Source organism: Mariniflexile fucanivorans, from assembly GCF_004341235.1.
In the GTDB taxonomy this organism is placed as follows: Bacteria; Bacteroidota; Bacteroidia; order Flavobacteriales; family Flavobacteriaceae; genus Mariniflexile; species Mariniflexile fucanivorans.
The window spans coordinates 1-14,521 of sequence record NZ_SLUP01000008.1; the positions used below are offsets into that span (position 1 = coordinate 1).

The following is a 14,521-nucleotide window of genomic DNA, read 5'->3' on the forward strand; positions in this document are numbered from 1 at the left end:
TCCAATTTCAATGGCACGGTACCAACGGCAACCTATACGGTAAGCGATGGTAACGGCGGCACGGACACAGCGGATTTGGACATCACGGTTACCCCGGTGAATGATCCTCCGGTAGCGGATAATGATACTGCAATTACACTTAGTGATACTAATGTAAATATCCTAGCATCAACAGGTGATACAGATTTAGACGGAACAATTAATTTATCAAGTATCGATTTAGATCCAACGACACCATTAATAAATGATATTACTTTTACTGTTGCAGGTGAAGGTACTTATACCGCAAATTCTGATGGTACAGTAACTTTTGATCCATTACCAACATTCAGCGGAATAGCAACAGCAGTTAATTATACAATTGAAGATAATGATGGAGCTGAATCAAATATTGCGACATTAATTGTTACTGTTGGTGCTTGTGTCGATAATCCAATTTTAGATTGTGATGGAGATGGAGTTACCAATGGAGACGAGTTAGCACCCCCTAGTGGTGAAACTCCAACCAACCCAGAAGACCCGTGTTCATATAATGTAGCAGACATTACCGTTGCAATAACATCAACAAATGATTGTGATGGTGATGGTGTAATCGATGCAACAGAAATTGCAAACGGAACGAATCCAAAAGATCCATGTTCATACAATATAGCAGACATTACCGTAGCTATAACTTCAACAAGCGATTGTGATGGTGATGGCGTAATTGATGCAACAGAAATAGTAAATGGTACGAATCCAAAAGATTCATGTTCATACAATATAGCAGATATTACCGTAGCAATAACATCAACAAACGATTGTGATGGCGATGGCGTTATCGATGCAACAGAAGTAGCAAACGGAACGAATCCTAAAGATCCATGTTCATATAATGTAGTAGATATTACATTAGCAATAATATCAACGAACGATTGTGATGGCGATGGTGTAACTGATGCAACGGAAGTAGCGAATGGAACAGATCCAAAAGATCCATGTTCATATAATAGAGCAGATATTACATTACCTGTTACTGCTACAGCTGATTGTACTGCTGAATTAAAAGTTGTTAAAACAGCAGATTACTTTGGAAAAGATTTAGATGATGTTATTAGTTATACCATTACAGTAGAGAATACAGGAAATGTAACAGTTACCAATTTGGTTTTAGTTGATAGTTTTATGGATAATCAAGGAAATGTACTTAGCTTAACAACACCAGTAACGTTCCAAAGTTCTAGTTTTGATAGTTTGGCAGGTACTTTATTAGTTGGTGAAATAGGAACCTATACGGCCTCATTTAAAATTACGCAACAAGCAATTAATGCAAGTGGAGTAAGTAATAGTGTAGTTGCTACAGGTATAGCTCCAAATGGAGATGATGTTATAGATACTAGTGACAATGGCGATGATTTTGATGGTAATTCAAACGATGATCCTACAGTAACTCAATTAGGTTGTCTAATAACTTTTAATGAGTTTTCACCAAATGACGACGGAGTTAATGAAACATTTGTTATTGGATGTATAGAGAACTATCCTAACAATAAGTTAGAAGTATATAACCGATGGGGTAATATTGTTTATACAAAACGAAAATATAATAATGAATTCAATGGTATATCAAACGGAAGGGCTACTATGAATACTTCAGAAAAACTACCAGAAGGTACATACTATTATGTTCTAGATTTAGGTGATGGTTCCAAACCTAGAGTAGGATGGTTATACATAAATAGATAATATAAACGACTAAAAACATAATTAAAATGATACAGAAATCATCGTTAATAAAAAGTATAATTTTAGTGTTTATTACACTATTAAGTATAAAATTAAGCGCACAACAAGACCCTCAGTATACGCAATACATGTACAATACTATGAGTGTTAACCCTGCATATGCAGGTCAACGCGATGTGCTTAGTGCGACTGCTTTGTACAGAACACAATGGGTTGGTATTGATGGCGCACCTAAAACAATTACATTTGGAATTCATTCACCTTTAGAAAACAATCGTTTGGGATTGGGTCTTAATGTTGTAAGCGATCAACTTGGTCCTGCTACAGAAACGAGTATAGATGCTAATTTTTCATTTACAATCCCAGTTGATGATTTAGGTGAAACCGAGTTGTCTTTTGGTATTAAAGGAGGGTTTCATTTACTGGATACAGATTGGAGTAAAGGAAGATTCAGAAATCCAGATAATGCATTTAACGACAACATAAACTTGTTGTCACCAACACTAGGAGCTGGTTTATATTTACATTCAAATAGATGGTATATTGGAGCAGCAATTCCTAACTTTATTACAGCAGATCATTATGATGATTACAAAGAATCTTTAGCAACCGAGCGCATGCACTATTTTTTAATCGGAGGTTATGTGTTTGATTTAAGTAGCCAAACCAAATTAAAACCAGCATTTTTAGTTAAAGCAGTAAATGGGGCACCAATAATAGCAGACTTGTCGTTAAATGCATTATTTAATGACACATTTACTTTAGGACTTGCATATAGATGGGACGATTCTGTTAGTGGATTAGCTGGTTTTCAAGTTAGTGATGGCCTATATATTGGTTATGCTTACGATTTAACAACAACTAATTTGAACAATTACAACAGCGGATCGCATGAAATTATGCTTCGTTTCGAACTAAGATCAGCAGGCAAACTATTATCTCCAAGATTCTTTTAATACTACAGATTATGAAAATTAAATTAAGTAATATATTTATTTCCTTTTTGACTATTGTGGCTTTTAGCGGGTATGCACAAAAAGCAACCGTAAAAAAAGCAACTTACGATTATAACAATTTTTCATATGTTAAAACCAGCGACATCTTATTGGATGTGGCAAACAAAGGGTTTAAATCTGTTGATTTGTTTCAAAAATTAGGAAACTCATTCTATTTTAATAATAAAATGGAAGAGGCTGCAAAATGGTATGGTGAGTTAATGAATTTGGATGAAGTTAAATTAGAAAACAACTTAGATCCTGAATATTATTATAGATATGCCCAAGCATTAAAGTCTATTGAAAATTACGATGAATCTGACAAATGGATGCAAAAATTTTCAGAAGTAGCTAAAGATGATATAAGAGTAAGAAATTTTGAAGCTACTCCTAATTATTTAAAGTTAATAGATTTACAAAGTGAAGACATAGAAATTATTAATTTACCATTTAATTCAGCCTTATCAGATTTTGGAACAACGTTACATGATAATGAATTTATTTTTGCGTCTTCAAGGGGAAATGGTAAAAATTATAAGTGGAATGATCAACCTTTTTTAGAATTGTATTCTATAGAAAAACAAGACGATGACACTTTTGAAAATCTGAAAAAGTTTAATGAAAACGTAAATACTAAGTATCACGAATCTTCTGTAGCGTTTTCTCCAGATGGTAAAACGATGTATTTCACCAGAAATAATTTTTTCAAGAAAAGGTTAAAAAGAGACGAAAATGGTGTAAACAGGTTGCAATTATATTCTGCAAATAAAGCAGCTGATAATTCTTGGGAAAATATAAAACCGGTACATTTTAATAGTGAATCATACAGTGTGGCGCACCCAACCATCAATGCAAAAGGCGATAAGTTAATTTTCGCATCAGATATGCCAGGAACCATAGGTCTGTCAGATTTATATAGTGTAGATATAAATAGTGATGGAACCTTAGGAACACCTATAAATTTAGGGCCTTCAATAAATACAGAAGCGCAAGAAACATTTCCATTTTTAAATGAAAAAGGTGACTTATATTATTCTTCAAACGGATATTCAGGTTTAGGTGGTTTAGATATTTATACAATTCAAGATTTTGAAAATAAACTATCTAGCAATGGCACCTATACTGTTAAGAATGTTGGAAAACCTATTAACAGTCCAAATGATGATTTTGCCTATTACGAAGATTTAAAAGTAAGTCAAGGTTATTTTTCATCTAACAGAGAAGGAGGAAAAGGGGATGATGATATTTATTGGTTTAAATTCCCAGATTGTGTTCAAAAATTAACAGGTAAAGCTTTCGACAAAAAAACAAATCAATTATTAGCAGGTTCTCATGTTGTTTTACTAGATAAAACAGGAACTGTGGTTGCTGAACAAACAGTAGGCGACGATGCTAATTATAATTTTGATAATTTAAATTGTGATAGCCAATATTTGGTAAGAGCTTCTAAAGAAACTTATGAAACTTCAGAAATAAGAGTTTCAACAGGTTCAAATAGAAAAGAACAAATAGTTTTAGATAGCCCTTTAACTCAAAATGAAGTAAGAATTGCAGTAGGAACAAATTTATGGGATGCTTTTGGTTTAAATCCTATTTATTTTGATTTAGATAAATCGAATATTCGTCCAGATGCTGAAATTGAACTCCAAAAAATTGTGGCAGTTTTAGATAAATATCCTACCATGGAAATAGATGTAAGATCGCATACAGATAGTAGAGCAACGGCATCATATAATAATTCATTGTCTTCTAGAAGAAATAAATCGACCATAAATTATCTAATCAAAGTTGGAAAAATTAATGCTGATAGACTCACAGGAAAAGGGTATGGCGAAAGCGAATTGTTAAATAAATGTTCAGATGGCGTGCCATGTACAGAGGAAGAACATCAATTAAACAGACGAAGTGATTTTATTATAACGAAAATGTAAGCATTTTTTTAAATGTAAAAAAAGAGGCTGTCTGAAAAGTGTATTATATTTACTTAGTCAGGTTGAGCTTGTCGAAATCGATGTTGATTATCAGTAGGTTAAAATATTTCGACAGGCTCAATATGACACAGAATTATACTTTTCAGACTGCCTCTTTTTTATTATGCTATAATTTGAAATTAAGTTAGTATTTTTGCTTTGCTATGGAAGAAGAAAAAGTAATTCTTGTTAATGAAAATGATGAGCAAATAGGCACCATGCCCAAAATGGAGGCGCATGAAAAAGCCTTACTTCATCGTGCATTTTCGGTATTTGTTTTTAATGACAAAAACGAATTGATGTTGCAACAGCGTGCGGCCCATAAATACCACTCTCCATTATTGTGGACAAATACCTGTTGTAGCCACCAACGTGTTGGCGAAACTAATATAGAAGCTGGAAAACGCCGTTTAATGGAAGAAATGGGCTTTGTGGTAGAACTAGAAGACACCATCTCATTTATATACAAAGCACCTTTTGATAATGGCTTAACAGAACATGAATTCGACCATGTTTTAATTGGATATTATAATGATGTACCAAAAATTAATCCAGATGAAGTTGCCAGTTGGAAATGGATGCATCTTGAAGCGGTTAAAAATGATATTTTAGAGCATCCAGAATTATACACCGAGTGGTTTAAAATTATTTTTGATAAATTCTACGAACATATAAATATTTCAAAATGAAGGTAAAAGTTAGTAGGAAAGCCCATTTTAATGCGGCACATAGACTGTACAGAAAAGATTGGACGCACGAAAAAAATGATGAAATTTTTGGTAAATGTAACAATCCAAATTTTCATGGTCATAACTATGAATTAATTGTGAGCGTTACAGGTGAAATAGATAAAGAAACGGGTTATGTTATCGATATGAAAGTTTTAAAAGATATCATTAAAGATGAAGTTGAAGATGCTTTCGATCATAAAAATTTAAACCTTGAAGTATCCGAATTTAAAAATTTAAACCCAACAGCCGAAAATATAGTTGTTGTTATTTACAATAAAATTAGACCAAAATTAGATTCTAAACTCGATTTAGAAATAACCCTTTTTGAAACACCACGAAATTTTGTAAGTTATACAGGAGCGTAAAAAAAAGAAATTCCCAAGAAACACTCTTGGGAATTTTATTTAACAAGCAGTTCTATTCGTGCTGTACTTATTTTCTACAGGAAAGTCAAACAACGCGCTACAAATGCGTTCTTGGTGGTTTGCAGTAGATTTTTCTTTAGTAACGGTGATATTTACCAAATAGCCTTCTTTATCTTTTTTCACTAATTGCGCTTGAATGGTAAGTTTATCATTAACAAATGCATTTTTATACATTTTAAATTTAAAATCGCCAACCTCAGGAATGTCTTGTAAATAAAATTCTTTAACGGGATAAGAAGCAACGGTTTTTATTTTATCGTAAAGGATGTGGGGCAATAAAAAGCCATTAATATTGCTTATGTCTTTTGTAACTATAAAAGGAGAGTTTATATGATGAGTTTTCATGTGTTTGTGTTTTAAGGGTATAATAATAAAGGCGTTAAATTGTAATTATGGTACGTGCAATATTGGACGTTTGTGGTCAAAATGGTATTAATAGATAATTGAATTTTCTGTTTCATAGATTTTAGTGTTTTCATAATTTTTAAAGATTTAATGGTTTAAAATAAAAAAGGTGCCTTAAAAAAAGCACCTTTATTGTTATAGATAAAATTGTATTATTTTATGTTAATTCAAGATGCATGTAAGTTTTGTTTTTGGACCATATAACGTGTCACCGATTGTACCTGTTGAAAGGTTCGGTTACAAATTAGATTATATGATAACTTTATTGCATTCATTGAGACCAAATATAATAATAATTTTTATAAAATTAGTAAGCTTTTATGAGAATTTTGTTTAAGATTAGTGTAATTTTGCATGAAATTAAAATATTGAATTATGGCAAATGTTAGAAACCTAAAAAAAGATATTAATTACGTTTTAGGAGATATTATAGAAGCAGCTTATATTTGGGAATTAACCAATGCAAGCAAAGACACAAAAAAAAGCGAAGCAGTTATTGATGAAGCTATCGTTACTTTTGATGAATTAATTACAAAAGTAAATGCAAAGAATGTAGAGAACCCAAAAGCTCATTTTAAGGCTATTAGCGCAGAGCTAGAAACCAAGGGAACAGCATTAATTGAAAAAATTAATAAATTATAATAAAATTTTTGCCGGAGTGCTTGCAGATTTGATTTTTGCGATTATATTTGCACCCGTAAAACGCCGATGTAGCTCAGCTGGCTAGAGCAGCTGATTTGTAATCAGCAGGTCGTGGGTTCGAGTCCCTCCATCGGCTCTTCAATTAAAACCTTTCCTTTTGGAGAGGTTTTTTTATATACAGCAATAATGGTGGATCCTGTTGTATTTCCAAAAAAATATTAAGCAAAAAAATAATTCCTTCCGTGAAAACGAAAGGAATTATGAATATTTAAAATTAATATCTTAACTCTTTTTTTATTATTCAGTTATGCGTTCTGTTGGTAATTTTACTTCACCTGGATCATTCCAAACGCCATCTTTTTCTGCTCTGCTTTTAATAATTTGAGCTCTTTTTTCACTATCAGGATGCGAACTCATCATTCTTTGGTAGGAAGTAGCTTTTTCACCGCCACCAAGCAAAGCTAATTTCTTAAATGCAGTATATGCACCAACCACATTATAATTGTGTTTTTTCATAAAATCGTATGAATAATCATCTGCTTCGCTTTCTTGTTTTTTGCTGTGTTTTGCATCTAAAAGATTATTGGCCAATTCACCTAATTGACTATCATTTAGCACTTGAACGGTATTTGACGAAGCAGAAGCAGCTTCCATGGCTGCGGCTTTCATATAGGCATTTTTAACAGCATCTTTTGAATCTTCATTTTTAACATGTCCAATTTCATGCCCTATAATAGCTAATAACTCATCATCTGTCATAATATCCATTAAAGAAGAAAAAACACGTACACTTCCATCTGCACAAGCAAATGCGTTAATATCAGTTACCAAATACACTTTATAATTTAAAGGAAGTCCATCTTCATTTTTATGTTTGCCAAATAGTCTATTTAATCGAATGGTATATGGGTCATTTTCACTAGCCACCTCATTATTGTTGTCCATCCACTCAACACCTTCTTTTGCAACTTTTTGTGCATCTGCGTTAGAAAATGATAATGCTGCTACGCCACTTGAAGCGGCTTTAGTCATTTTTCCTAAATTTATTTGCGCATTCATGCAGAAACTAACGGTAGCAATTAAAGCAATCGAAATTATTTTTTTCATAGTTTGTTTTTTTAGTTTAATTAGGATTTAAAAAAGTATTAGATACTATTAAAAAATAGAGAACGTTTTACTTTTCCTCTTGTTTTATTTTATCAATATAGACTTGTAATTCTTTACCATATTTAGAAGCCTTCACTTTAGGTGTTAAAACACTATTTATAGTATCTAGATATTTAATTTTAGCATTATAAATTTCGGTTAGCGCTAAGTAAGGTGCTACTTCGCTGTCCTTATGGTTTAAAGCAAAATTAACGGTAAATAAATAGCGACGTTTTAAATTATTGTCAGATTTCATTTGAATGGCATTAGATTTTGAAGTATCCCCTTCTTTTAACGCATCAAAGTTTTCTTTGATAAGGTCTAGATTTTGTTCGTTAAAACGAGATCGCATCAATTTATATTCCTCAAATATTTTTTGCTGTTCAGAGCCCTTGATTTTTGCTCCAACCCCGAAGTTTTTAACAGAAGTTTTTATCTCTGTGATACCTTTATCAGCAAAAAACGCAATTTGATCTTCTTCAGAACTGTTTTTATCTAAAAATAAATAAAACATTTCAGGTGATTCTAAAGAAGATGCATGTAATGTAATTTCCGATTGTCCATTTACTGCAACGGTATCAATAGTAATAAGGTTGTCATTTTTTATTTTTTTCAAATGAATGACACCTTTTTTTAAACCATCTACTTGAACTTTTACTGTTAAATCGTTCTGTTCTTTGCTACATGCAATAATTAATAACGATAATAAAATGTATGCTACTTTTTTCATTAATTGATTTAGTTTTATTTAAAAGCAAATATCTTATAATTATGTTTTAAATACTAACGGTATTCAGCTATTTATATAAATCAAATTAATAAAAATTTATTTTACTAATTTTTTATTTTGGCACAGTAGTTGATAAATGTTGTTTAGTTGCAAATTCTACATGATTTATTGAGTGGTTACTTTAAATTAGAAATTGTAATTCATATTTTAGTTGGTTAGTTAGTAAAAAAGCATCCTTTTCAGGGTGCTTTTTTTATGGAAAAACACTTCTTGAAAATGTAATTCATCGTTGAAATGCAATATTTCATCTTTAAATGTTAAAATTAAATGCATTTCAACGATTTATAATGTATTTAATCGTTAGTATTCATTTATAATTATATCTTTGAGGTGTACTAAATAACACACTTTTTAGTTCAATGGATTAATTAATTAATATTTGCATTATGTTGTTGAAATAGTAACCCTAAATCTACATCGTAATAAATAAAGCAAATTGAAAGAAAACCGAGTTTGAGGGAACTCGGTTTTTTTGTGTTTAAATTTTAATGTTTTTTGTTTTATAGGCTGAAATAAGAGTAAGCCCAATAAATAAGCAAAAATTGCATAGGAATTCTTAATATAAGTATCCACTTTGGCAAACCTCCAGAAGCTTTTTTACTGGAAAGCATATAAAAATGTACCAATAGGAAAACGATTAGCATGGTTATAATAAAGAAGAGGGATATGTTTTTTACTAATGGAACGCATACCATAATACCTAAAAATATTTCTGCAATACCACTTAAATACACCAACAACTTGTGTTTTGGTAAATAAAGTGGCATAATACGTAAGTAAATTTTTGGTTTTATAAAGTGGTTGATGCCTGCTGCTATATAAAGAATAGCCATTAGGTATAAATGCCAAGGATAGTTCATGTCTTAAGTTTTATTTTTTCTAAATTAGCATAATTTGTTGTAGTTATGAAAAGTTATGTAACGATTTTATTTGTATTTATTTGTTTTGGTGCATTCGCACAATTACCCGAAGGATTTGTGTATGTGAAATATGTAATTCCAGATTTAGATGTAGAACTGCGTTACAATTCGAAAAATAATTTTGTTGGAAAGCGTATTGATGGTTACCAATCTAATAAGCTTATATTAACAAAAGAGGCTGCTTTGGCTTTAAAAAACGTTCAAGAAGAATTATTAAAGCAAAATTTGTGTCTGCGTGTATATGATGGTTACAGGCCCCAGCGTGCCGTAAACCATTTTATGCGATGGGCAAAAGAATTAAATGATACCGTAAATAAAAAAACATTTTATCCCAATGTTGATAAATCGAATTTGTTTGTCGAAGACTATATTGCTACCAGATCTGGACACAGTAAAGGTAGTACTTTGGATGTTACCATTATTGATGGTAATACTCATGAACCCTTAGATATGGGTAGTAATTACGATTTTTTTGGTGAAGCCTCGTGGGTTAATTACAAACATATTTCTGAAAGCCAAAAAGTGAACCGACAACTTTTACAAGAAGTGATGCTAAAATTCGGTTTTAAAAATTACTCGAAAGAATGGTGGCATTTTACTTTAAAGAATGAACCATTTCCAATTACCTATTTCGATTTTCCTATAAAATAAATATGTATAAAAAGTGAATTAAGTTTTAGTTGTCAGGTTGAGCTTGTCGAAACCGATATTAATTATTAGAAAGTTAAAAATAGTGCGACAATCCCGATATCTATCGAGGCACTATTACAGATAGCTATACTTTTTATTATACAGCTTCTTTATTTTCTAATTGTTTTCGCATTTGTTTGATGGTTAAAGTGCTTCCATCATGGCTCCATCCTGGGGGGCCAAAGGCATACATCAATTTGTGATATAAGTTAGGACTCTTCTTCATATCATTCCAAATATCTTTATATTCATGTGTTAAAATAATCAATGGATTATAAGAATTTGGTGGTTTTGTAACGCCATATTCAATATCTATTTCTTCATCTAATTCTTTCCAAGTGCCAAATATTTTATCGAACATATTTAAAAATCCACCATGGTTTTTATCCATATACTCTAAATTTTTAGCATGATGCACTTGGTGCATGGTATGGGTGTTAAAAATTTTTTCAATAATACCCATTTTAGGAATGTAGGTTGAATGCAATTGAAATTGCCAAAGCGCCTCAATACCTAAACAAACAACGACCATTTCTGGAGGAAAACCAATTGCAGGAATCCACATGTAAAAAAATGGTTTGTATAATATGGTGAACCAGCCATTTCTAACGGCGGTTCCTAAATTAAAATTATCAGAAGAATGGTGTACAATGTGTGCCGCCCATAAAAATCGCACCATATGGTTTTGGCGGTGAAACCAATAGTAGCTAAAATCGTCTAAAAATTGGCAAGCTATCCATACGTACCATGCATAACCAAAAGATTCCCAACCCATAATATTCATTCGAACACCATCTACCAAGGGGTTAAATAATTCATAAATATAATTGAAAATAATGATGGCCGAAATAGTCTTAATTAAAGGAGCCATAACTGCCGATCCAATGCCCATAGTAAGGCTAGAGGCTAAATCTTTCCAATCATAAAGGTCTTTCTTTTTATGAGTTTTACTGTAAGTAAGTTCAAGTAAAATAAGTCCTAAAAAACAAGGGACTCCATATACCAGTGGGTTTGTGAAATCCATCTATTTTTTAAATTTTAGAAATATTAGAATGATTAATAGAATTTTTATGATTTATTATTTTTGGTGAATATACTTATTAAATAACGGAATTGAAAAAGTTTTAGTACCAGCGCTTCTTTTTCTTTTTAGAAGCTTCGCTTTTACGCCCTTTTTTGTGTTTGCTTTTTCCGGGCGTTCTATGAATTTCTTTTTTAGCCTTTGGGTCTAAGAGATACGGGTGATCTTCAACAACATCCAATTGCAATTGAATAAGTTGCTGAATGGTTTGTACATAGGTTTTTTCATCCGCAGAACAAAATGAATACGCTGTTCCCAGTTTTCCAGCTCTGGCAGTTCTACCAATACGGTGTACATAAGTTTCGGGTACGTTGGGTAAATCAAAATTTATAACCGCATCCAGTTCATTTATATCAATACCACGTGCTGCTACATCGGTAGCAATTAAGATATTTACGTTATTAGTTTTGAAGTTTTTTAAAGCGTCTTCTCTTAAATTCTGACTCTTGTCTCCATGTAAACTATCTACTTTATAGCCGTTTTTCTTGAGCGTTTCTTCCAGTTTTTCTACACCAAATTTGGTACGTCGAAAAATAAGAATACTACCTTTAATCGTATTCCTTAATACATGTAAACACAACTCAATTTTATCCTTTTTAGGAACATAATACAAAACCTGATTCACGTTTTTTGAGGTAGACGAATTTTGCGCCACTTCCACACGTTCGGGTTCATTTAAAATAGTGTTCGCTAGTTGTTCTACTTTAAAAGGAATGGTTGCCGAAAACAATAAAATATTTTTTTCATGTGTACAAAGGCGTTCAATTTTCTTCACATCGTCAATGAACCCCATGTCTAGCATTAAATCGGCTTCATCTAAAACCAAAGTTTCAACATAGTCAAGGTTTACAACATCTTGTTTATGTAAATCGAGCAAACGCCCAGGGGTGGCAATTAAAATATCAACACCTTTTTTTAATACATCAATTTGAGGTTCAATAGAAGCACCACCAAAAACAACCGTAGTTCTTAAATTGGTATAGGTGCTGTATTTTTTGAAATTTTCATCTATTTGGATGGCTAATTCACGCGTCGGACTTATTATCAAGGCTCTAATTTTTTTACCTTTTTTACTTCCTTCTTGTTTATCGAACAATTGTTGTAAAATAGGTAAGGCAAAAGCAGCAGTTTTTCCCGTGCCTGTTTGGGCAGAGACAATCACATCTTTTTTTTCCAAAACAAAAGGAATGGTTTTTTCTTGAACCAAGGTTGGGTTATCGTAACCAGCCTCGGCAACGGCTCTTAAAATAGGTCTGTTAAGTTGTAAGTCTTTAAATGACATGAAATATAATTTGTTGCAAAGATAACTTAAAATGTTTTGGGTTTGGCACTAATGATTTAGGCATGAAAAATATAAGAACAAACCGTTTTTTTTATTATTTTTGTCATTCAAAATTCGGCAATGAGGTCTGCCTTAAACCGTTCTACTAGGGACTAATGACATCTACTTTTAATGGCTAATGCTAGTGTAGAATCATTTATTTAAGGTAATATGAACAAAACAAAAATCAAGAAATTTTTATTCTCAATTGAACAAATAGCTTCTTTAGGATATCTTTTCAAGTGGGTTGTTATTTGCTTGGTTTTAGGCATCATTACAGGAGGTATATCCGCTTTTTTTCTATTGAGTTTAGAGTGGGCAACCAATTGGAGAGAATCTCATTTATGGGTTATCGCTTTATTGCCTGTTGGTGGCTTCATCATTGGTTTATCTTATCATTTATTTGGGAATAGTGTTGTAAAAGGTAATAATTTATTACTTGAAGAATTTCATTCACCTAAAAAAATAATTCCATTTAGAATGGCGCCCCTTGTTTTGTTTGGAACCATTTTAACACATTTTTTCGGAGGTTCTGCAGGGCGTGAAGGAACAGCGGTTCAAATTGGTGGGGCAGTTGCAGATAGGTTTACAAAAGTTCTCAAATTATCAAAGCGAGATAGACAAATTGTATTAATTGCAGGTATAAGTGCTGGTTTTGCATCCGTATTTGGTACGCCTTTAGCAGGTGGAATTTTCGCATTGGAAGTCTTGGTTTTAGGTAGAATTAGGCTGGATGCTATCATTCCAAGTTTTATGGCAGCAGTTTTTGCTGATTATTTTTGCCAATTTTGGAATGTTCCCCATACGCATTATCATATTGATTTGGTTCCAGATATGACACCAGTAAATTTACTATGGTCTTTATTGGCTGGAATTATTTTTGGACTTGTAGCCATGCTTTTTTCTAAATCCACCCATTTTTGGAGCAAGCTTTTTAATAGTAAAATTAAATACCCGCCGCTTCGCCCTGTAATTGGAGGAACCATTTTAGCAATTGCTATCTATTTTATGGGAACCACAAAATATATAGGGCTTGGAATACCAACTATTGTGGATGCTTTTAGCACGAATCTCAACTCTTACGACTTTTTATTAAAGGTTCTCTTTACATCATTCACCCTTGGGGCAGGTTTTAAAGGAGGCGAGGTAACGCCTTTATTTTTTATTGGTGCTACTTTAGGGAATGTACTAATTTGGTTTATTCCTTTACCTATGGGGTTGCTTGCAGGAATGGGCTTTGTGGCTGTTTTTGCAGGAGCAACAAATACACCTATCGCTTGTACTATCATGGGAATAGAACTTTTCGGCATTGAATCTGGAGTTTTTATTGCGTTGGCTTGTTCTACAGCTTATTTGTTTTCTGGTCATTCTGGGGTTTATTCTTCACAAATTATTGGAAGCCCAAAACACAGTTCTTTGATACGAGAAAAGGGGTTGCACTTATCTGAAGTTAAAAACAAAAGAACGCCCAAATAAAAGGTTTTATAGCCATACATATTTGTTTTGAATATAGAAAAACCTCTGTTTCATAATACTATGTAGATTATTAGAAATGAAGTTGCAAGTCTAATAATAGCATAAAGTATAATTTTTTGGAAAGATACATGAAAGTTATGCGAGTGATTTAGTTAATATATAAGACTTATAGTCGTAACATTTTCTAATTTTACAATTAAATTA

General features: G+C 32.2%; 14 protein-coding genes, 1 tRNA gene and 1 riboswitch. Of the genes, 9 read left to right on the forward strand and 6 right to left on the reverse strand.

Annotated features, from left to right (window positions below):
- From EV196_RS15290 to EV196_RS15310, 5 genes are all read left to right on the forward strand, one after another.
- On the forward strand, positions 1 to 1,725 hold a 1,725-nt coding region (locus tag EV196_RS15290), incomplete at its 5' end, for a T9SS type B sorting domain-containing protein (protein WP_132218650.1).
- Between the two features lie 26 nt (positions 1,726 to 1,751).
- The gene (locus EV196_RS15295; protein WP_132218651.1) at positions 1,752 to 2,681 is read left to right on the forward strand and encodes a PorP/SprF family type IX secretion system membrane protein; all 930 of its coding nucleotides are present in this window, start codon (positions 1,752 to 1,754) and stop codon (positions 2,679 to 2,681) included.
- An 11-nt stretch (positions 2,682 to 2,692) separates the two neighbouring features.
- Positions 2,693 to 4,651, forward strand: coding sequence for an OmpA family protein (locus tag EV196_RS15300; RefSeq protein WP_132218652.1), 1,959 nt, complete (start codon positions 2,693 to 2,695; stop codon positions 4,649 to 4,651).
- A gap of 203 nt (positions 4,652 to 4,854) precedes the next feature.
- A complete protein-coding gene (gene idi, locus EV196_RS15305) occupies positions 4,855 to 5,379 on the forward strand; it encodes an isopentenyl-diphosphate Delta-isomerase (protein WP_132218653.1) in 525 nt (174 codons plus the stop codon).
- Complete coding sequence (locus EV196_RS15310) at positions 5,376 to 5,786, forward strand: 6-pyruvoyl trahydropterin synthase family protein (protein ID WP_132218654.1); 411 nt, start codon at positions 5,376 to 5,378, stop codon at positions 5,784 to 5,786. Before idi ends, EV196_RS15310 begins: the two co-directional genes overlap by 4 nt.
- Positions 5,787 to 5,825: 39 nt before the next feature.
- Here the strand turns inward: EV196_RS15310 and EV196_RS15315 are convergent, their stop codons facing one another.
- Positions 5,826 to 6,191, reverse strand: coding sequence for a hypothetical protein (locus EV196_RS15315; protein ID WP_132218655.1), 366 nt, complete (start codon positions 6,189 to 6,191; stop codon positions 5,826 to 5,828).
- Between the two features lie 435 nt (positions 6,192 to 6,626).
- Between EV196_RS15315 and EV196_RS15320 the strand changes: the two genes are divergently transcribed.
- Together EV196_RS15320 and EV196_RS15325 are read left to right on the forward strand one after the other, a co-directional pair.
- Positions 6,627 to 6,893, forward strand: coding sequence for a hypothetical protein (locus tag EV196_RS15320; protein WP_132218656.1), 267 nt, complete (start codon positions 6,627 to 6,629; stop codon positions 6,891 to 6,893).
- Positions 6,894 to 6,955: 62 nt separating this feature from the next.
- A tRNA-Thr gene (locus EV196_RS15325) sits at positions 6,956 to 7,029 on the forward strand.
- A 161-nt stretch (positions 7,030 to 7,190) separates the two neighbouring features.
- On the opposite strand, the gene EV196_RS15330 is transcribed toward EV196_RS15325, so the two are convergent.
- From EV196_RS15330 to EV196_RS15340, 3 genes are all read right to left on the reverse strand, one after another.
- On the reverse strand, positions 7,191 to 8,000 hold the full coding sequence (locus EV196_RS15330) for a M48 family metallopeptidase (RefSeq protein WP_132218657.1): 810 nt from the start codon (positions 7,998 to 8,000) through the stop codon (positions 7,191 to 7,193).
- A 67-nt stretch (positions 8,001 to 8,067) separates the two neighbouring features.
- Positions 8,068 to 8,769 (reverse strand): DUF4369 domain-containing protein, encoded by a 702-nt coding sequence (locus EV196_RS15335; RefSeq protein ID WP_132218658.1) that lies wholly within the window; start codon positions 8,767 to 8,769, stop codon positions 8,068 to 8,070.
- A gap of 560 nt (positions 8,770 to 9,329) precedes the next feature.
- Positions 9,330 to 9,689, reverse strand: a complete 360-nt coding sequence (locus EV196_RS15340; RefSeq protein WP_132218659.1) for a DoxX family protein — start codon at positions 9,687 to 9,689, stop codon at positions 9,330 to 9,332.
- A 45-nt stretch (positions 9,690 to 9,734) separates the two neighbouring features.
- On the opposite strand from EV196_RS15340, the gene EV196_RS15345 reads away from it, so the two are divergent.
- Positions 9,735 to 10,400, forward strand: coding sequence for a M15 family metallopeptidase (locus EV196_RS15345; protein WP_132218660.1), 666 nt, complete (start codon positions 9,735 to 9,737; stop codon positions 10,398 to 10,400).
- A gap of 136 nt (positions 10,401 to 10,536) precedes the next feature.
- Here EV196_RS15345 and EV196_RS15350 read toward each other — a convergent pair whose 3' ends face one another.
- Together EV196_RS15350 and EV196_RS15355 are read right to left on the reverse strand one after the other, a co-directional pair.
- On the reverse strand, positions 10,537 to 11,463 hold the full coding sequence (locus EV196_RS15350) for a sterol desaturase family protein (protein WP_132218661.1): 927 nt from the start codon (positions 11,461 to 11,463) through the stop codon (positions 10,537 to 10,539).
- Between the two features lie 100 nt (positions 11,464 to 11,563).
- Positions 11,564 to 12,802 (reverse strand): DEAD/DEAH box helicase, encoded by a 1,239-nt coding sequence (locus tag EV196_RS15355; protein ID WP_132218662.1) that lies wholly within the window; start codon positions 12,800 to 12,802, stop codon positions 11,564 to 11,566.
- A gap of 107 nt (positions 12,803 to 12,909) precedes the next feature.
- Positions 12,910 to 12,974, forward strand: a riboswitch (Fluoride riboswitch).
- A gap of 38 nt (positions 12,975 to 13,012) precedes the next feature.
- On the opposite strand from EV196_RS15355, the gene EV196_RS15360 reads away from it, so the two are divergent.
- On the forward strand, positions 13,013 to 14,317 hold the full coding sequence (locus tag EV196_RS15360; RefSeq protein ID WP_132218663.1) for a voltage-gated chloride channel family protein: 1,305 nt from the start codon (positions 13,013 to 13,015) through the stop codon (positions 14,315 to 14,317).
- Positions 14,318 to 14,521: the final 204 nt, after the last annotated feature.